At 73.4% G+C, this 18,493-nt stretch carries 18 protein-coding genes and 3 tRNA genes; 10 read left to right on the top strand and 11 right to left on the bottom strand.

The window, feature by feature from the left end; all coding sequences use genetic code 11:
* Positions 1-123 precede the first annotated feature (123 nt).
* Positions 124-333, top strand: coding sequence for a DUF5999 family protein (locus K2F47_RS08495; protein ID WP_242902202.1), 210 nt, complete (start codon positions 124-126; stop codon positions 331-333).
* Here the strand turns inward: K2F47_RS08495 and K2F47_RS08490 are convergent.
* Positions 330-2,489 (bottom strand): molybdopterin-containing oxidoreductase family protein, encoded by a 2,160-nt coding sequence (locus K2F47_RS08490; protein WP_242902201.1) that lies wholly within the window; start codon positions 2,487-2,489, stop codon positions 330-332. The two genes, K2F47_RS08495 and K2F47_RS08490, sit on opposite strands and share 4 nt — an antisense overlap.
* A 216-nt stretch (positions 2,490-2,705) precedes the next feature.
* On the opposite strand from K2F47_RS08490, the gene K2F47_RS08485 reads away from it, so the two are divergent.
* Both K2F47_RS08485 and K2F47_RS08480 read left to right on the top strand, forming a co-directional pair.
* Positions 2,706-3,122, top strand: coding sequence for a hypothetical protein (locus K2F47_RS08485; RefSeq protein ID WP_242902200.1), 417 nt, complete (start codon positions 2,706-2,708; stop codon positions 3,120-3,122).
* 158 nt (positions 3,123-3,280) lie between these two features.
* Positions 3,281-5,221 carry an SNIPE associated domain-containing protein gene (locus K2F47_RS08480; protein ID WP_242902199.1) on the top strand — a complete coding sequence of 647 codons (1,941 nt, stop codon included), beginning with the start codon at positions 3,281-3,283 and terminating at the stop codon, positions 5,219-5,221.
* Here the strand turns inward: K2F47_RS08480 and K2F47_RS08475 are convergent.
* Positions 5,193-6,023, bottom strand: a complete 831-nt coding sequence (locus K2F47_RS08475) for an alpha/beta fold hydrolase (protein ID WP_242902198.1) — start codon at positions 6,021-6,023, stop codon at positions 5,193-5,195. The two genes, K2F47_RS08480 and K2F47_RS08475, sit on opposite strands and share 29 nt — an antisense overlap.
* 258 nt (positions 6,024-6,281) lie before the next feature.
* On the opposite strand from K2F47_RS08475, the gene K2F47_RS08470 reads away from it, so the two are divergent.
* Together K2F47_RS08470 and K2F47_RS08465 are read left to right on the top strand one after the other, a co-directional pair.
* Positions 6,282-7,172: a helix-turn-helix domain-containing protein gene (locus K2F47_RS08470; protein WP_242902197.1), complete on the top strand. Its 891-nt coding sequence runs from the start codon at positions 6,282-6,284 to the stop codon at positions 7,170-7,172.
* Positions 7,173-7,380: 208 nt separating this feature from the next.
* The gene (locus tag K2F47_RS08465) at positions 7,381-8,193 is read left to right on the top strand and encodes a hypothetical protein (protein ID WP_242902196.1); all 813 of its coding nucleotides are present in this window, start codon (positions 7,381-7,383) and stop codon (positions 8,191-8,193) included.
* 33 nt (positions 8,194-8,226) lie between these two features.
* Here the strand turns inward: K2F47_RS08465 and K2F47_RS08460 are convergent, their stop codons facing one another.
* On the bottom strand, positions 8,227-9,024 hold the full coding sequence (locus K2F47_RS08460; RefSeq protein WP_242902195.1) for an SAM-dependent methyltransferase: 798 nt from the start codon (positions 9,022-9,024) through the stop codon (positions 8,227-8,229).
* 119 nt (positions 9,025-9,143) lie between these two features.
* The gene (locus K2F47_RS08455; RefSeq protein ID WP_308198389.1) at positions 9,144-10,214 is read right to left on the bottom strand and encodes an MFS transporter; all 1,071 of its coding nucleotides are present in this window, start codon (positions 10,212-10,214) and stop codon (positions 9,144-9,146) included.
* Between the two features lie 2 nt (positions 10,215-10,216).
* On the opposite strand from K2F47_RS08455, the gene K2F47_RS08450 reads away from it, so the two are divergent.
* Positions 10,217-10,603, top strand: coding sequence for a hypothetical protein (locus tag K2F47_RS08450; protein ID WP_242902193.1), 387 nt, complete (start codon positions 10,217-10,219; stop codon positions 10,601-10,603).
* A gap of 29 nt (positions 10,604-10,632) precedes the next feature.
* On the opposite strand, the gene K2F47_RS08445 is transcribed toward K2F47_RS08450, so the two are convergent.
* From K2F47_RS08445 to K2F47_RS08420, 6 genes are all read right to left on the bottom strand, one after another.
* Positions 10,633-11,799, bottom strand: a complete 1,167-nt coding sequence (locus tag K2F47_RS08445; protein WP_242902192.1) for an acyl-CoA dehydrogenase family protein — start codon at positions 11,797-11,799, stop codon at positions 10,633-10,635.
* 143 nt (positions 11,800-11,942) lie between these two features.
* Positions 11,943-12,013, bottom strand: a tRNA-Gln gene (locus tag K2F47_RS08440).
* A gap of 5 nt (positions 12,014-12,018) precedes the next feature.
* A tRNA-Lys gene (locus K2F47_RS08435) sits at positions 12,019-12,090 on the bottom strand.
* A gap of 86 nt (positions 12,091-12,176) precedes the next feature.
* A tRNA-Gly gene (locus K2F47_RS08430) sits at positions 12,177-12,247 on the bottom strand.
* 318 nt (positions 12,248-12,565) lie between these two features.
* Complete coding sequence (locus tag K2F47_RS08425; RefSeq protein ID WP_242902191.1) at positions 12,566-12,715, bottom strand: LPFR motif small protein; 150 nt, start codon at positions 12,713-12,715, stop codon at positions 12,566-12,568.
* Between the two features lie 55 nt (positions 12,716-12,770).
* Positions 12,771-13,559 (bottom strand): putative protein N(5)-glutamine methyltransferase, encoded by a 789-nt coding sequence (locus tag K2F47_RS08420; protein WP_242902190.1) that lies wholly within the window; start codon positions 13,557-13,559, stop codon positions 12,771-12,773.
* A 182-nt stretch (positions 13,560-13,741) separates the two neighbouring features.
* Here K2F47_RS08420 and K2F47_RS08415 point away from each other — a divergent pair, with 182 nt between their 5' ends.
* From K2F47_RS08415 to K2F47_RS08400, 4 genes are all read left to right on the top strand, one after another.
* Entirely contained in the window at positions 13,742-14,452 is a 711-nt protein-coding gene (locus K2F47_RS08415) for a 2OG-Fe(II) oxygenase (RefSeq protein WP_242902189.1), read from the top strand.
* A 151-nt stretch (positions 14,453-14,603) separates the two neighbouring features.
* Positions 14,604-15,389 carry a pentapeptide repeat-containing protein gene (locus K2F47_RS08410; RefSeq protein ID WP_242902188.1) on the top strand — a complete coding sequence of 262 codons (786 nt, stop codon included), beginning with the start codon at positions 14,604-14,606 and terminating at the stop codon, positions 15,387-15,389.
* Positions 15,390-15,449: 60 nt separating this feature from the next.
* Positions 15,450-16,010 carry a hypothetical protein gene (locus K2F47_RS08405; protein WP_242902187.1) on the top strand — a complete coding sequence of 187 codons (561 nt, stop codon included), beginning with the start codon at positions 15,450-15,452 and terminating at the stop codon, positions 16,008-16,010.
* Entirely contained in the window at positions 16,007-17,092 is a 1,086-nt protein-coding gene (locus tag K2F47_RS08400; protein ID WP_242902186.1) for a PrsW family intramembrane metalloprotease, read from the top strand. Before K2F47_RS08405 ends, K2F47_RS08400 begins: the two co-directional genes overlap by 4 nt.
* On the opposite strand, the gene K2F47_RS08395 is transcribed toward K2F47_RS08400, so the two are convergent.
* A complete protein-coding gene (locus K2F47_RS08395) occupies positions 17,061-18,434 on the bottom strand; it encodes an MFS transporter (RefSeq protein WP_242902185.1) in 1,374 nt (457 codons plus the stop codon). The genes K2F47_RS08400 and K2F47_RS08395 overlap by 32 nt on opposite strands.
* Between the last annotated feature and the right edge of the window lie 59 nt (positions 18,435-18,493).

The raw sequence follows: 18,493 nt of genomic DNA, 5'->3' as shown, positions 1-18,493 counted from the left end.
CCGATCTTGTGGGCTTTCACACGGGAGCGAGGGTAAAGAATTCCCCATCTACTTGCATATTTCGGACGAGCGACGGCAGGCTTCAACTATGTCCTTAATCACTAGGGACACGTGGAGGAAGCCGTGACCGTCCAACCCAGCCCCGACTGCACGCACCAGCCGCCCTGCCCGACGCCGGACGCGCTGGACCGCGAGGCCGCCCGCACCGTCGCCAACCACCCCGAGCAGGGGTGGAGCCTGCTCTGCAACGGCATCGTCGTGTTCGAGGACACGGGCGAGCTCCTCCCGGACGGCCGCGTGATCGCGCCGCACCGTCCGACCACCGCCGCCTAGGACTCCCCTCTTCCCGGAGCCGGGGCGATGCTGATCGGTACGCCGTTCAGCCATGCCATGCCCGCCAGCCGCTCCAGGTCCGCCGGGTCCGGCGAGGCCAGCAGGTTCACGTTCGCGCCCCCGGCCGCGTTGGCCGTGCGCCACCCGCCCTGATGTCCCCAGCCATGCGGGACGGCGACCACGCCCGCCGTCATCTCGCCGGTGACCCGCGCGGGGATCTCGATCGACCCGTGCGGCGAGGTGATCCGGCACAGCGTCCCGTCCTGGATGCCGTACCGCGCCGCGTCCGGCGGGCTGATGCGGGCCGTGTGCGCGCGTCCGCCTCGCATGAGCGCGGGCGCGTTGTGCATCCACGAGTTGTGCGAGCGGATCTCGCGTAGACCGATCAGCCGCAGGGGGAAGCCGTCGGGCGGCCCAGGGGTCTCCCTCAGCCGCGCCACCTCTTCGACGATCTCCTGCGGAGCGAGGTGCACCCGCTTGTCCTTGTGCAGGACGCGGCGCCGCAGCGTGCCCGTCCGGTGGTGCTCCCGGAACACGATTCCCTGCGGCGCGCCTCTCAGCCTGCGCAGGCTCAGGCCACCGCGCCGCAGCCCGTACCAGTCGCCGGACGGCCCGGTGCGGAGCAGCACGTCCACCAGGAAGCGGGGGGACGGGCGGACGCCCAGGCGGTGCGCGAACCGCTGCGCGCGGAACGCGCCGAGGCCGAGGCCCATCCGCCGGGCGAGCGCCTCGATGATCTCCCATTCCTGGCGGGCCTCGCCGCGCGGCGGGACGACCCGCTCCGTCCACGTCACGTACGGGGTGAGGTGGGTTTGCAGGAACGGCAGGGGGAAGTCCTCGCGCTCCAGGAACGTGGTGGCGGGCAGGACGTAGTCGGCCTTGCGGCCGGTGTCGCTGACGTAGAGGTCGATGCAGACGAGCAGGTCCAGATCGTCCAGCGCGGCGCCGAGCGCTGCGGCGCCCGGGACGCTCGACAGCGGGTTGCCCGCCGAGACGATCAGAGCCCGCAGCCGTCCGCGGCCCGGTGTGGTGATCTCCTCCGCCATCACCCCGGCGGGGAACGTGCCGAGCACATCCGGGTAGCCGCCCACGCGTGACCGGTTCTTTCCGTAGGACGCGAGGCCCGACAGCCGCAGGATCTCCTCCGTCCGCAGCGGGGACGCGCCGAACACCGCGCCGCCCGGCCGGTCGAGGTTGCCGGTGACCAGCGTGACCGCGTCGATCAGGAACGCGGTGAGGGTGCCGTGGCGGCCGAGGCAGGTGCCCGTCCGGCCGTAGACGACGGCGCTTCCGGCGGTGGCGAGGTCCCGCGCGAGGTCCCGGACGGTCGTGGCGGGGACACCGCTGCGGGCAGCTGTCTCCTCGGGCGGGAAGGCCTCCGCCAGCCTCCGCAGCTCGCCGACGCCCTGGGCCTGCCGGGCGCAGGACGCGGCGTCCTCCAGGCCCTCGGCGAAGATGACGTGCAGGAGGGACAGCAGCAGCCACGCGTCCCCGTCCGGCAGAACCGGGAGGTGCTCGTAGGCCCGCGCCGTCTCGGTGCGGCGCGGATCGGCGACCACCACGCGCCCGCCCCTCCGGACGATCGCCGAGAGGTCGTCGCGTATGCGCGGCGCGGTGAGGACGCTGCCATGCGACACCAGGGGGTTCGCGCCCAGCATCAGCAGCAGCTCTGTGCGCTTGAGGTCGGGAATGGGCACCAGCACCGGCGCCCCGTACAGCAGCGCACTCGCGGCGAACCGGTTGTTCACGTCCTGCGACCCGGCGGAGTACAGGTGCGGCGAGCCCAGCGCGGACATGAACCCGTGCATCCACACCGGATGGCTGTAGGAGAACGTCGCCGGATTGCCGAAGTACCAGCCGATGGACTCTCCGCCGTGCTTCGCGCGCAGAGCGTTCAGCCTGCGCGCTATGTCGGTGAGCGCCTCGTCCCAGCCGACGCGCTCGAACGCGCCGTCCGAACGCCGCCGCAGCGGATACAGGACGCGGTCGGGGTCGTTCTGCACCTCCGCCATGGCGATGCCCTTGGGGCAGGCGAACCCCCGGGACAGCGGATGCGCCGCGTCCGGGCGGATCCGGGCGACCGCGCCGTCCTCGACGGTGACGTCGAGCCCGCACAGCGGCTCGCAGATCCGGCAGTAAGTGGACGCTTGCGCCATGGGGCCGATTATGCCGCACCCGCGTGTCGTGGCCCCCGCGCGCGGGGATCACGTTCAGCCTTGGAGAGGGCCACGGCCCCCGGGGGCCGGGGGGCCGATCGTGCCGATCGGTCCGCATGTCGGGCTCCCAAACGGCAGATCACCCAGGTAGCGTTCAACTGTTTTGCTACTTACGCAAGAATCATGTGGAACTCGACCGCGAAAGGACGGGGTGGTGTGATCACAGTCCTGGTCCTCGTATCACTGGTCGCCCTGTTCGGCCTGTGCCTGCCCAACCTGTTCCGCCCGATGGCGCCCTCCGCGTCCGACCCGTGCCCGGCGACCGACCCGTACCCGATGCCCGACCCGCACCCGGCCTCCGAGCCGTACGTTTCGGCTGACCCCGGAACAGTGTCCGATTCCGGCCCCGTCCTTGAACCCACGCCCGACCTCCCTCCCGGCCCCGTGCCCGGGCCGCGGTCCACCGACCTCCCCGCCGTCCATCCCGAGTCGATGACCGCCGAACTCGATCCCGGCGACGAGGAGTACCTCGCCTGCCTCGCCGACGAGCTCTGGCCCGACGACGAGTACCTCGCCACGGAGCAGTCCAGCGACGGCGAGGAGGAGTCCGGCGGCAGCGACGCGCTCCTGTAACCCGCCGCCGACTCTCCGTCGACCTCGCGTAAACCTCCGCTTCACGCGAGCCGTCCTAGGCACGTCGGGTGCTCCCCTCGACACGCACAGTCGGCTGCGGAACGGAGCCCCGGCACGCGGACGCCGGGTCTGTTCTGCCTGGGACGCTGCGAGGAACGATGACCTCACAGAACACGCACCCGGATTACGTCGGGGCCGAGGTGGATCCGGGAGACTCCGGGCGAATTCTGCGCCTGACGAGTCTCTTCCTCAAGAACGGGGAGACGGTCCTGGCGCTGGCGACGACGGTCAAGGCCCTTCCGACCCTCACACATGTCGCCGTAACCGACCGGAGGATTTTCGGCTTCGCGGCCGCAGAACTCGCCAAGGAAGGCCCCCGGCAGGAGGTCCTCCTGACGGACGTCGCGTCCGTCGAGACCCGCAAGTCCTACAAGGAGCGCTGGTTCCTCGTCGTCCAGGACGGGACGGGGGCGGAGACCGACTTCGGCGACCTGCACGACCGGGACGCACCGGTCATCCGGCGCCTCATCGAGCGCCACGCCCGTCCCGCGCCACCCGAGGCACGCGCGCCCGCGCCACCCGAAACAGGCGTGCCCGGCCCGAGCCGGCCCGCGCCCAGCCGGCCGGAGCCGCCCCGGCAGGCGCCCGGCCGACCCGCACCCGCACCCGCGCCGCCGCAGCCCTTCACGTGGGCTCCGGAGCCGTCCGGCTGGCGCTACAACCCGCCGCCCACATGGCCGCCGCCACCGCCGGGCTGGGCGCCTCCGATGGGCTGGCAGCCGGACCCGGGCTGGCCGCCCGCACCGCCCGGCTGGCGCTTCTGGATCCCGGACGTCCCGCCTCCGGCACGGCCACCGGCCACGGGGAGCCGCGGCGTCCCGGCGTTCGGCAGGAAGCAGCGCATCGAGGAGCTGGAGGCCGAGAACGCGAAACTGCGCGACTGGCTCGAACGCCTCGGCGCCCTGGAGGCGCCCCGGTTGGCCGAGGAGATCGAGCGGCTCCGCGCCGAGACGGACGAGGCGCGCCGCAAGCGGGACGAGACGCGCGCCGAACTGGAGCGCCTGCGGCAGGGCGTCGTCGAGACGCGGGAGTTGGAACTCCTCCAGGAGGCCGGCGTGTACGAGTACCAGCATCCGCTCGCGGACGTCGTCGCCTACAAGGCCGAACTGGCGCGCGTGAAGGACGGCATCAAGACCATGGCCCGCAACGGCACGGCTGTCGTCGGGGCGACGAACTGGACCGTGAACGGCTCGGCCGCGCAGGGCGGGAGGATGGTCCGCGACTTCTCCCGCCTGATGCTGCGCGCCTACAACGCCGAGGCCGACAACCTCGTCCGGACGATGCGCCCCTACAAGCTGGCGTCGGCCATAGAGCGGCTGGACAAGAGCGCGCAGACGATCGAGCGGCTGGGCAAGACGATGGACATCCGCGTGAGCCCGAAGTACCGGGAGATCCGCCTGCGGGAACTGCGCCTCACCGCCGACCACCTCGCCAAGGCCGAGGAGGAGAAGGAGCGGATCCGGGCCGAACGCGAACGCCAGCGGGAGGAGGAGAAGGTCCGCAAGGAGATCGAGCGGGAGAAGTCACGCCTGCTCAAGGAGCGCTCGCACGTGGAGTCGGCCCTGGCCCGCCTGGAGGCGAAGGGAGACCTGAGCGGCGCGGCGGACCTGCGCTCCAAGCTGGCCGACGTGGAGTCGGCCATCAGCGACGTCGACGGGCGCGCCGCCAACGTCCGCGCGGGGTATGTGTACGTCATCTCCAACATCGGCGCGTTCGGCGAGCACATGGTGAAGATCGGGATGACGCGGCGGCTGGAGCCGATGGACCGGGTCCGCGAACTCGGCGACGCGTCGGTGCCGTTCCGGTTCGACGTGCACGCGCTCATCTTCAGCGACGACGCGGTCGGCCTGGAGAACAGCCTCCACCAGGCGTTCGCCGAGCAGCGCGTCAACCAGGTGAACCTGAGGCGGGAGTTCTTCTACGCCACGCCCGCCGAGGTCCGGCGGGCGCTGGAGCGCATCTCGGGCAACCACCTCCTGGAGTACACCGAGGTCCCGGAGGCGATCGAGTTCAGGACCAGCGGCCGGTCCAGGACGTGAGGCCGCCCGCGCCGAGGAACTTCACGACCGTCGAGGCGACCCCCGCGACGTCGTCGTCGTGGATCCAGTGGCCGCAGCCGGGGAACTCCACGTAGGTCGTGCCGGGACGGCGCTCGGCCATCTCGCGGGCGAGCGCCGTCGGCAGCACGGGACTGTCCATGCCGTGCATGAGGAGCGTCGGGCACCGGACGTCGAGCCACGCCTGCCAGTACTCGCCCAGGAGCAGTTCCTCCGACCGGAACACGCCCTCGTGGTCGAACGGCAGCCCCCAGCCGTCCGCGAACCGGATCGCGCCTTCGAGGAAGTAGGCCGGGTCGGGGATGCCCTCGCCGATGACGGCCTCGCCGAGGCCCATGAGGGTGGGGGTCCGCCTCGTCCAGGAACGCGTGTCCAGGATGGGAGGCTCCACCACGGCGGGCGCGTCCTCCAGCACCAGGGCGCGCACCAGCTCGGGATGCCTGGCGGCGAGGTGGTAGGCGACCACACCGCCCATGGAGTGTCCGTAGAGGACGACGGGCGCCGTCCCCCCGTCGCGGCCGAATCCCCCGTCATGACCGAACCCCCGGTCGCGGACGAACGCGGCGAGGTCGGCGACGTAGGCGTCGAGGGCGTAGTCGGCAGAGTCGTCGCGGTGCGCGGCGTGGCCGTGGCCGCGCTGGTCGACGGCGGTGACCCTGACGCGCCCGGCGAGGGCGTGGGCGAGGGACGCGAACGTGCGGGCGCCGCCGAAGTGGCCGTGCACCGCGAGCATCTCGACGCCGTCCCCGCCGAAGTCGGTGAACGGGGTGGGATTGCGGGACACGCGGCCTCCTCGGTCTCGGTGACGGCCGCTCACCCTAGCCGCACGGCCCATTTAGGTTCAGCCCGTTTTCCGGCCGCCCGCGGCGGCACGCCAACCTGGCGGCGAAGCACCCGCGCGGCGGGGGCGGGGAGTCGTAGCATCCAGGGTGGAGCGGCGGCGTCCGGACGAAGCCGAACGGGACGGACCCCGGCGGAACGTGGTTCCCGGTTACCGTTTGCGGAGACCGCCCTCCGGCGACACCGCGCGCAGAGAGCAGACATGGGCACAGCCGCAGCCGAGTATGCCGACAGTGGTCGCCCCGGGGTCCCCGAGGCCGGGCCGACGGTCCCCCGCATGGTGCTCGGCGCGCAGCTCCGGCGGCTGCGCGAGGCGGACGGGTACAGCCTGGAGGAGGCGAGCGCGGCCGTCCGCCGGCCGGAGGAGTGGATCAGCGGCCTGGAGCTCGGCCGGATCCGGCTCAAGCTCCGCGAGGTCGCCGACCTGTGCGCCGCGTACGGGGTCACCGACCGGGCCGCGCGCGCGACGCTGCTCGGGCTCGCCCGGCAGGCGAACGAGCCGGGCTGGTGGGCGGCCTACCAGGACGTGATCCCGCCCTGGCAGGAGCCCTACATCGGCCTGGAGCAGTCCGCCAGCGTGATCCGGGTGTACGAGACGCAGACCGTCCCTGAACTCCTCCAGACCCCCGCCTACGCGCGGGCCCTGCTGGAGGGGCGCCAGCCCCCGGCGGCGACCGAGCGGCTCGTCCGGCTGCGGACGCGGCGCCAGGCGATCCTGCGCCGCCCCCGCCCCGCGCGGTTGTGGGTCGTGATCGACGAGGCGGCGCTCCGCCGGACGTTCGGCGGCGGCCCGGTGGCCTTCGCGCAGCTGGAGCACCTCCTGGACGTCTGCGACCTGCCGCACGTGACGATCCAGGTGGTGCCGCTCGACCTGGCGTCCCCCGCCGTGCCGGGCGGGTCGTTCACGCTGCTGCGCCCGCCCGAGCCGGAACTGCCCGACGTGGTGTACCTGGAGCGGCTCAACGGCGCGCTGTACCCGGCGGAGGAGGAGGCGGTCACCAGTTACTGGCACGTCATGAACTGGCTCGTGGTGAAGGCGGCTCCCGCGCGCGCCACACCATCGATCCTTCTGGGCATCCTCCGCGACCTGTGATGCTCACTCCGCGACCTGTAATGCTTACAATGCCCAACAAAGCACTGATGTGGACCGCGGTTCGGGATCACGGCATACGGTGTCCGCTCACCAAAACGAGACAGGACAGCTCATGCGGGCCGCCCATCCCCGTTCGGCCGGTCCTGCTGGCAGCATGACTGACGGAGAGCAAGGTCCGGACGGTACGGACGACGAGGGCGACCCAGACATGAGCGACACCAGTTCACGGCCCGCGGGGCCGGAAGACTTCATCGCCGAGCTCAACGCGTTCTACGAATCCTGCAACCGGCCGCCCTACCGCAAGCTCGCGGAGATCTCCGAGCACCTGGGCGAGCTGTACGGGCGGCGCGGGCTGCCCGTCCTGTCGGCGACCGCCGTGTTCGAGGTCCTCGCGGGCCGCCGCAAGCGCGCGCCGACCTCGGCCTGGGTGGCCAGCTTCATCCTGTGCTGCCAGCGGCGGGCCTGGGAGACCGGCGTCCGCTCGTCCGACCCCGGCATCAGCACGCTCCCGCACTGGCAGTCGCGGCTGCGCGCGGCGCAGAGCGCCCCCGCCGAACGGGCCGCCGAGCGGGCCGAGGGCGCGGCGCCGCAGCCGCGAAACTCGCCCGAGGCGCGGTCGCCCGTCCCGCTGCGGTTGACGGCGTCGCAGCAGGTGACGATCGCCGACTACAAGGAGCACGGCCGCGAGCTGCTCGACCGGGCGCAGGGCGGCGACGCCGACGCCGTCTACCGGATCGCGGTGCTGCTCGGCACCGACCCCACGCGCGGCGCCGAGGCGATCGCGCTGCTGATCGACGCGGCGGCGGGCGGCCATCCGCAGGCGCTCGACCTGCTGGACGCCAGCCCGAACGGCCTCGACCCGCGCCAGGCGGCCGAGCACGCCCACCGGCTGGGCGAGTCCGCGCCGACGCGGGAGGCGGCGCTCGCCTACTACCAGGCGGCGGTCGGCGGGGGCCGGTTCGAGGCCGCCTTCAAGATCACCGAGATCCTCCAGGAGGCGGGCGACGGCCCCCGGCGCTGACGGCCGGCCGGCCGCCGCCGGTCGCCCGCCGGGTCAGGGCTTGCGGCCCATGCCGCAGAACGCGTCGACCTCCTCGGGCGGCTCGCCGACGGTCACCTCGGGCCTCCAGCGCGCCACCGAGACCACCCCGGGCTCCAGCAGTTCGAGGCCGTCGAAGAAGCGGGCGATCCGCTCGGGCGAGCGCAGCACGAGCCCCGCGTTGCCCTCCGCGTTCCAGAGCTCCACGATCCGGTCGGACGCGGCGCCGTGGATGACGTTCGTCCCGTCGTACATGGCGAAGTGGCTGCCGGACGGGAGCGCCGCCAGCAGCCGCCGGACGATCGACTGGGCCTCCGCGTCGTCGGTGATGAACTCCAGGATGCCCATCAGCGTCAGCCCGATCGGCCGCGAGAAGTCCAGCGTCGCGGCGGCGCCCGCCAGGATCAGCTCGGGTTCGCGCAGGTCGGCGTCGATGTAGGCGGTCGCGCCCTCGGGTGTGCTGGTCAGCAGCGCCTGCGCGTGCGCGAGGACGAGCGGGTCGTTGTCGACGTAGACGATCCGCGACTCGGGGGCCGCCCGCTGCGCGACCTCGTGGGTGTTGTCGACCGTGGGCAGGCCCGTGCCGATGTCGATGAACTGGCGGATCCCGGCCTCGGCGGCCATGTACCAGACCGCCCGGTTGAGGAACAGCCGGGACGCGCGGGCCAGGCGCGCCACGTCCGGGAGCAGTTCGAGGATCTGGTCGCCGACCTCGCGGTCCACGGGATAGTTGTCCTTGCCGCCCAGCCAGTAGTTCCAGATCCGTGCCACATGCGAGACGCTGGTGTCGATCTCTGGCCCGTGCTCGCTCATGCGCGCTCCCCTCCTCCGCCGACGCTCCCCCATCCTGGCGCGGAAACGGCCGTGGCGACAGGCGTTTCGGGGCCTGTCGCCACAGCCGGTCGGCCTTCGTCGAGCCGGTGGCGGGACGGTCAGCCGCGTCGGCTGGAGCGCGCCGTCCCGAACCAGGCCACCACGCCGCCGAGGAGGTACAGCCCGGCGCACACCAGCATGCTCACGTCGAATCCCCGGCTCAGCGCCTCCGGAGCGTGGGTCGCGTCCTGGGGGAGGTTCGCCAGCAGCGGCAGCGCGGCCACGACCAGCAGCCCGGCCGCGCGGGCGACCCCGTTGTTGACGCCGCTGGCGATGCCCGCGCGGCCGTCGGGGACGGCGGAGAGCACGGTGACGCTGATCGGCGCGGTGACCGCCGAGATGCCGAGGCCCGCGGCGAGGACGACCGGCAGCACGTCGGTGAGGTAGGAGGAGTCCGGGCCGACCCGTACCGCGAGCAAGGCCGCGACCGCGCAGGTCACGGAGCCGGCCACCAGGGGGACGCGGGGACCGACGCGGGTGACGAGCGTCCCCGTCCGCGGCGACAGGACGAGCACGACCGCGGTGATCGGCAGCAGCGCCGTCCCGGTGGCCAGCGGCGAGTAGCCGGTGGTGATCTGAAGCTGCATGGGCAGCAGGAAGAACATCCCGGCGACCGCGCCGTAGAGGCAGAACGACGCCAGGTTCGCCGCGCTGAACGCCCGGACGGAGAACAGCTCCAGCGGCAGCATCGGGGCCGCGGCGCGCCGCTCGACCAGCACGAACGCGGCCATCGCGAGCACGCCGACCACCGCGGCGGGCAGCCGTCCGCCCGCCGCGTCGGTGAGGCTGTAGGTGAGGGCTCCGAGCCCGAGCGCCGCCAGGGCGGCCCCCGTCACATCGAGCCGGCCGCGCCCGGCCGTCCCGTCGCGGGCGTCGGGGACGTGCCGGAGCATCAGCACCGCCACCACGACCGCGATCGGGACGTTGATCCAGAACACCCAGCGCCAGCCCGCGGCATCGACGACCGCGCCGCCGAGCAGCGGACCGGCCGCCCCCGCCACCCCGCTCATGCCCGACCAGGCGCCGACCGCCCGCGCCCGGTCATCGGTGTGGAACGCGGCCTGGACGAGGGCCAGCGACCCCGGGACGAGCAGCGCGCCGCCGACGCCCTGCACCGCCCGCGCGGCAATCGGTGTCGATCGAGGACCTCGCCGGGCGCCGCACCGTCGCGCGCCTGCCCGGGTTCCCGCGTGCGCTCTTCGACCGTTTCGTGCCGTCGGCCACTCCCTCGGGCAAGCCGATCCACCGCACCTACGACCTCGGTGAGCACGACGCCTACGGGGTGGCCACGGCCGCGGCCGCCCGCGGGCACATCGTCCACCCGAGCGTCGACGCCTACACGGCGCAGCTCGCCCCCCGCGACGACCTCAGGCTCCTCCCGATCCGCGACCTGCCACCGATGCCGATCGGCCTGATCTGGGCGACCGCCCGCGAGACCCCCCGCATCCGCGCCCTCGCCGACACCGCCGCACACCTTGCGGCAGACCTCGCGGCAGGGCCCGGCCACCCGGATTCGTGAGGCGAACGGCTTGAGGACAGGCCGTGCGGTTACTTGAGGAGCTGGCGGGCGATGACCATTCGCTGGATCTGGTTGGTGCCCTCGTAGATCTGCGTGATCTTCGCGTCGCGCATCATCCGCTCGACCGGGAACTCGCGCGTGTATCCGTAGCCGCCGAGCAACTGCACCGCGTCGGTGGTCACGTCCATCGCGACGTCCGACGCCAGCGCCTTGCACGCCGACGACACGAGCGTGAGGTCGGGAATCCGTTCTCCCCGCATGGCGCGCTCGGATTTCACCGCCGCGTGGTAGGTCAGCTGGCGCGCGCCCTCCAGCCGCATGGCCATGTCCGCCAGCATGAACTGGACGCCCTGGAAGTCGGAGACCGGCTTGCCGAACTGGCGGCGTTCCTTGACATATCCCAACGCGAAATCCAGCGCGCCCTGTGCGATTCCGAGTGCCTGCGCGGCGATCGTCACGCGCGTGTGGTCGAGAGTGGCCAGCGCCGTTTTGAAACCCGTCCCCTCGGAGCCGATCCGCCGCCATTCGGGAACGCGCACGCGCTCCAGGATCACCTGCCGCGTCGGCGACCCCTTGATTCCGAGCTTGCGCTCCTTCGGGCCGAACGAGACGCCCTCGTCGTCGCGGTCGACGACGAATGCGGAAATGCCCCGGGCGCCCGCGCTCGGGTCCGTCACCGCCATGACGGTGTAGAACCGCGACTCCCCCGCGTTCGTGATCCAGGTCTTCACGCCGTCGAGCACGTAGGCGTCGCCGTCGCGCACCGCGCGGGTGCGCATGCCCGCCGCGTCCGACCCGGCGTCCGCCTCCGAGAGCGCGTAGGAGAACATCGCCTCGCCCGCCGCGAGCGAGGGCAGGCACCACCGCTTCAGCTCCTCCGAGCCCGACAGCAGCACCGGCACCGAGCCCAGCTTGTTCACCGCCGGGATCAGTGAGGAGGACGCGCACACGCGCGCCACCTCCTCGATCACCAGCACCGCCGACAGCGCGTCCGCGCCCGCGCCGCCGTAGGACTCGGGCACGTGGACGGCGTGCATCCCGTTGTCGACCAGCGCGTCGAGCGCCTCCCTCGGGAACCGCGACTCCTCGTCCACGTCGGCCGCGAACGGCGCGATCTTGGCCTCGGCCAGCTCCCGGACCGTCGCCCGCAGCAGCTCCTGCTCCTCCGACAGCCCGTACGTGGGAAGGTCGCTCATCGTTCCTCCGCGTGGCCGTGCGATCACCGGCCGCATTACTTTGACGGCAAATATTTGGACGCCAAAATATGCGGAGCGGCGGCACCCCGTCAAGACCGCCGCCGCCCCGCCGCCGGGATCCGGCACGCCACCGGGCCCCGCCGCTGCTGGAGCAGGATTCGAACCCGCATGACGTGATCCAGAATCACGCATCCTGCCATTGGATGATCCAGCATCGCGTGCCGCCCAGAGGGATCGAACCTCTATACCCGGGGTAAGAGCCCGGTGTCCTCCCAGTTGAACGAGAGCGGCGTCGTGCCCCGGCGGACGGTGGCGTCCGTTCCGCCTGGGCACAGGCGGACCAGCCGGGGGTCGTTACTCCCGCCGGTCCAGTCCAGAGCCGCACCCGGGAATCGAACCCGGTCCACCTGGTTGGAAGCCAGGTGCCTCACCATTCGGCTTGTGCGACAAATGTGGCGTCGTTGAGTCGTCCGAATGTCGGACATGAGTAAGGCCGCCGGGATATCTCCCTGGCGGCCTCTGATGGAGCCCGGTGGCCCTATCCAGAGTCGCCTTGGAGAGCGAATCGACCGCCCTGGGAACGAGACCCGAAGGTCTGCGTCTGCTTGCTCTTCACTTCGGCTCCCTTCCGTTCGGACCGACACCTCTATGGTGCGCCACATCGACCTGTGCGGCAATGGGTTTTCTCGCCATATGACGTGGCGTCGCCGCGACCGGTTCCACGTGAAAGGGGAGGGGCCGAGGCCCCTCCCCTTTCACCTACCGGTCAGACGGTCCGACGACGGCCGAGGCGCGACCGGCGCGCGGGACGGCCGCGCGTGGGGGTCAGCAGGCGGCCGAGCACCCTGAAGGGCAGGGTGACGACGCTGATGATTGTGCCGATGATCGCGTTGAGCGCTGCGGTGATGCGGCGCATGAGACATTCACTCCTTCGTTGGTCCGTCACCCAGCTCATACCCCCACACCGGGTTCTAACCGGGACGCGTACCGATGACGACGGTCGCGTACGCCTCGTCCGGCCGCGCGACCTCGGCGGACAGCCCGCCGCCGGACACGACCGCGACCGCCTCCGGCACCTGCCGCTCGCTCGTCTCGAACAACAGGAGTCCGCCGGGCGCGAGCCACTCCGGCGCCTCGCCCGCGACGCGGCGCAGCACCTCCAGGCCGTCCGCGCCGCCGTCCAGCGCGACGCGCGGCTCGTGGTCCCGGGCCTCGGCGGGCAGCAGACCCACCTCACCGGTCGGGACGTAGGGCACGTTGGCGAGCAGGACGTCGACGCGCCCCTTCAGCGTGGCCGGGAGCGGCTCGTACAGGTCGCCCTCGTACACGCGGCCGGACGCGCCGACGTTGCGGCGGGCGCACCGCACCGCCGCCGCCTCGATGTCGGCGGCGTGCAGCTCGCACCCGTCCAGGGACGCGGCGAGCGCCAGCCCGAGCGCGCCCGTCCCGCAGCACAGATCGACGACGACGGGACGGTCCGCCCCGCCCCGGCGGGCGCGCGCCGCCGCCTGCTCGACGAGGAACTCGGTACGGCGCCGGGGCACGAAGACGCCGGGCTCCACGGCCACGCGCAGCCCCGCGAACTCGGCCCAGCCGAGAACGTGTTCGAGGGGCAGCCCAGCGGCCCGCCGCTCGACCATGGCGGACAGCTCGTCCGGGGTGCGGGCGGCGTCGAGGAGCAGCCGCGCCTCGTCCTCGGCGAAGACGCAGCCCGCCGCGCGGAGCCTGGCGGCGACGGATGCGAAAAGTGATGATGACATGGGCGCCTTCCGGAACGCGTCTGGGCGCTCCCCGGGCGGCGTTAGGCCCTGTGGTGTGGAGGCGGGAGCACCCGGCCTGATCGGGCAGAAACGGGTCTCACCTCCTCGGCAGATCCACCAACGACTCATGAACATTATCGCGGCGGGCGCAACGCCGGTGCGCCCGGCGGTGTTGGAGAGACATGAGCATCTACGCGGACAGGGTCGCGCGGGGCGACTGGGAGGCGCTCGCCCGGGAGGTCGACGCCTACGGCTGCGCGCTGACGCCGCCGCTCCTCGACAAGGACGAATGCGCTGATATCGCGGCACTGTATGACGAGGTGGGACGTTTCCGGTCGACCATCGACATGGAGCGCTACCGGTTCGGCGCCGGGCAGTACCGGTACTTCGCCGAGCCGTTCCCCGAGGCGGTCGCGGAGCTGCGGGCCGCGCTGTATCCACGGCTGCTGCCGATCGCGCGCGACTGGGCCGAGCGGCTCGGACGTCCCGCGCCCTGGCCCGGCACGCTGGAGGAGTGGCTCGGCATGTGCCACGCGGCGGGCCAGGTCAAGCCCACCCCGATCCTGCTGCGGTACGGGCAGGACGACTGGAACGCGCTGCACCGCGATCCCTACGGCGATCTGGTGTTCCCGCTCCAGGTCGTGATCGGCCTGGACGAGGCGGGCGCCGACTACAGCGGCGGCGAGTTCCTGCTGGTGGAGCAGCGGGCGCGGGCCCAGTCGCGGGGAACGGCCATGTCGCTGCCCCGGGGGCGCGGGCTGATCTTCACGACGCGGGACCGGCCCGTGCGGACCAAGCGGGGCTGGTCGGCGTCGCCGGTCCGGCACGGGGTCAGCGTCGTGCGCTCCGGCCACCGCAGGACGCTGGGCCTCGTCTTCCACGACGCCGCCTGAACCGGCGTCCCGAGCTGTCGGTGCCCCCGCCTAGGGTGTGTTCCAGCACGGCCTGAGCCACCGCGAAGCGATCCCGCGCCCGCCACAGCGCTGCCCTGGGCCGGGGCTTCATGAACACAGCCGGGACGACAAGGCACAGGACAGGGGACGGATGCCGGGGCTGAAGGCCGACTGCGCGCGTTGTTTCGGGCTGTGCTGTGTGGCGTTGCCGTTCGCGCGGTCCGCCGACTTCGCGGTCGCCAAGGACGCGGGCGAACCCTGCTGCAACCTGCTGGCGGACTTCCGCTGCGGCGTCCACGGGAAGCTGAGGGAGCTGGGCTTTCCGGGCTGCACGGCCTTCGACTGCTTCGGGGCGGGTCAGAAGGTGTCGCAGGAGACGTTCGGCGGACGCGACTGGCGGCAGGGCGGCGCCCGGGAGATGTTCGCCGTGTTCCCCGTCATGCGGGGGCTGCACGAGCTGCTGTGGTACCTGACGGAGGCGCTCGGGATGCCCCCGGCGCGTCCCGTCCACGGAGAGCTGCGGCGGGCGGTGGAGCGCGTCGAGCTGCTCACGCGGGGCACGCCCGACGAGGTGGTCGCGGTGGACGTGGCGCGGCTGCGCGAGGAGCTCAACCCGCTGCTGCTGCGGTCGAGCGAGCTGGCGCGCGGGCCGGGCGGCGCGAACCTGCGCGGTGCCGACCTTGCGGGGCAGCCGCTGCCAAGCGCGGGCGAGCTGCGCGGCGCGTGCCTGCGCGGCGCCCGCCTGATCGGGGCCGACCTCCGCGGCGCCGACCTGCGGACGGCGGACCTGACCGGCGCCGATCTGCGGGGCGCCGATCTGCGCGGGGCCGACCTGCGGGGCGCCCTGTTCCTGACGCAGGCGCAGGTCGACGCGGCGGTGGGAGACGCGGCGACCCGCCTGCCGGACGCCCTGGGGCGCCCCCGCCACTGGGGTTGATGCCGTTTGGGCCCTGGTCCTGGGGGCATGTCCGGATTCCATGGCATTCCGGGGGGCCACGTGGGGCGGGTCAGATGGTGGGGCACCGGTCTCGTGGCGCTCGTGTTACTCGTCCTCGGGGCGGGGCTGCCGCTGCTGGACGCGGCGCTGGGCGACGGGGAGCGGCCGGTCAGGCCGGGGACGGTGCTGTCGATCGGGACGGCGCGCGGCGGCCAGCGCCCGGTGTCGTTCACGGTGGTCGCGGCGGGCTGGGCGCTCGATGAGGACCGCTCGGCGCTCGGCAGCGGCGCGGAGCTGACCAGGGACGAGGTCGTCCTCGACGTCAGCGTGGTCGTCCCGCTGTCGCCCCTGGACGCCAGCGCGCTCTGGGACGGGCTGGGGCGGATCGTGTCGGTGCGCGGGACGGCGCGGCTGCGCGCCGGGCCTTCCACGATCACGACCCCGCACGGGCTGCGCGGGCTGACCGGCCGCCTCGCCGGGGACGGCGGCGCCGGGACCGCCACGGTGTTCGCCCGCGACACCCTCGGCGCCACCGTGACGGCGTGGGGCCCGCCCGAGGCGTACCGGCGGGCGGCGGCGCAGGTCGAGGCGATGGTGCGGACGATCCGGATCGCGCCGTGACGGCGCGTCCGGCGTTCTGGCTGTGGGCCGCCGCGTGCCTGGCGGGCGCGTGGGTGGCCCTCGACGTCCTCGGGGCGCAGGTCAGGGCGTTCCCGGTGGGCGCGGTGGCGGGGACGGCGCTGCTGGCGCCCGCGCTCGCGGCGGGGATCTGGCTGCTGCGGCGGCTGCATCCGGTGCGGTCGCGGCCGCTCGGCTACGCGCTGATCGCGGTCGGCTGGGGCGGCCTCGCGGCCTTCGGGCCGGCGCTGCCCGCGAACGCCGCGTTCCAGGCGGTGCTCGGCGAGACGGCGGGCGCGGAGTTCACCGCGACCTGGGGCGCGGCGATCACGGCGCCGGTGGACGAGGAGATCCTGAAGGTGCTCGGCGTGGCGGTGCTGGCGCTGATCTTCCCGCACGCGGTGCGCGGCGCGCTGGACGGGTTCGGCTTCGGCGCGCTGGTCGGGCTCGGGTTCCAGATCTCCGAGAACTTCCTGTACGTACTGAACACGATCGTGCTGACCGGGGCGACGCAGGACGCGAAGGCGGCGTTCTTCTCGTTCGGGAGCCGGATGATCGGCGGCGCGTGGTGGAGCCACTGGGCGATGACGGCGGTCGCCGGGGCGGGCCTCGGCCGCCTGCTGGGCCGCCCGTCCCGGACGGGCGTGGCGGTCGCCTTCGGCGCGCTCGTCGTGGCGATGGCGCTGCACTCGTGGTGGGACGCGCCGGTGCTGGCGGGCCTGGCGCTGCTGCCGGTGAAGGGCGCGCCGATCCTGGTCGCGGCGGTGGTGACGTACCGGATCGCCCGGTACCGGTACCTGGCGGGGTTCCGGCGGGCGGCGCGGGAGGAGACCGAGCGGGGCGTGCTCGTCCCGGGCGAGGGGCACGTCCTCGCCTACCGCAAGTGGCGGCGGAAGGAGCGGTGGGACGTGCCCGCCGGGGAGCCCCGGCGGCTGCTCGTCCGGCTCCGCGCCGCGCAGCTGGAGCTGCTGGACGACCGGCTCGGCGGCCTGGAGCCGGACCCGGGCGCCGCCGACCGGCTGCGCGGCGACATCCGGGACCTGCGGCGCCGCCTCAACGCGTCCCAGCGGCCCTCGCTGGTCTGAGCGCGGCCAGCGCGAGCGCGGTGGCGCAGGCGGCGGACGCGGCGAACAGCGCGGATCCGAACCCGCCGGAACCGTCCGGGACGAACGCCCCCATGATCGCGACACCGAGCGTCGCGCCGGACTGCCGGACGGCGTTGAGCAGCCCCCCGGCGGCTCCGGCGGTGCCCTCGGGCGCGGCGGCGACGACGGCCGTCGCGAGGGCGGGCAGCGCGAACGACACGCCGAACCCCGTGCCGAGCAGGCCCGCGACGAGCACCGGATAGGGCGCGGAGGCGAGCAGCGCGGCGCCGAGCGCCGTCCCGCCGGCGGTGAGCAGGGCCAGGCCCGCGAGGATGGGCGGGCGGGGGCCGGTCCGCGCGACGATCCGTCCGGTGACCAGCGGGTTGAACGCGAACGGCAGCGTCATCGGCAGGAACGCCAGCCCGGTCTCGAACGCGCTCAGCCCGAGGTCGCGCTGGAACGCCAGCGGCAGGACGAACAGGACGCCGGTCATCGCGAAGTTGACCGCCGCGCCCGCCAGCAGCGCGGCGGGCATCCCGGGCGCCCGCAGCACGGCGGGCACGAGGACGGGCGCGGCGCTGCGGCGTTCGGCCACCGCGAACGCGGCGGCGGCCAGCAGGGCGCCCGCCGCCGACCAGGCCGTGTGGACGGCGGCGCCGGAGCCGAGCGCGATCAGCGCGTCGGTCAGCAGGCCGAGCGCCGCGCAGGCGAGCAGCTGGGCGACCGGGTCGATCGCCCGCGTCCCGCGCGGGCAGCGGACCTCCCGCCCGGCGACCAGCACGAGGACGGCGGCGGCGACCGGCACATTGATCAGGAAGATGGCACGCCAGCCCGCGAGGCCGACCAGCGCGCCGCCCGCGAGGGGCCCGGCGGCGAGCGCGGCGCCGCTGGTCGCCGCCCAGGTCGCCACGGCCCGCGCCCGCTCGGCGGGCGCCGGGTAGAGGCGGGTGATCATGGCCATGGACGCCGGGACGCACGCCGCGGCGGCGGCCCCGAGCAGGGCGCGCAGCGCGACGAGCGTGCCAAGGTCAGGGGCGAGCGCGGCGGCCAGCGAGCCGAGGCCGAAGGCGGCGGCGCCCACCCGGAACACCCGGTCGGCGCCGAACCGGTCGGCCACGGCGCCCGCCGACAGCAGCAGCGCGCCGAAGACGACCGTGTAACCGGTGACGGCCCATTGCAGTCCGGCGGTCGAGGCGTGCAGGGACCGGGCCAGGTCGGGCTCGGCGACCGACAGGACGGTCGTGTCGAGCAGCACCATGAAGTAGCCGAGCGAGACGCCGAGAAGCGCCCGCCGGCGCCGCGCGCCGGACGCCAGAGGAGGGGACGAGAGGACGGAACTCATGACCGCCAGTCTCGGAACCCGGCCCGGCCCGCTCCACCGGCGCGTCCGCACGCCGCGTT

Source organism: Actinomadura terrae, assembly GCF_022751215.1.
GTDB classification, from domain to species: Bacteria; Actinomycetota; Actinomycetes; order Streptosporangiales; family Streptosporangiaceae; genus Spirillospora; species Spirillospora terrae.
This window is presented reverse-complemented; position numbering and strand designations above follow the sequence as displayed.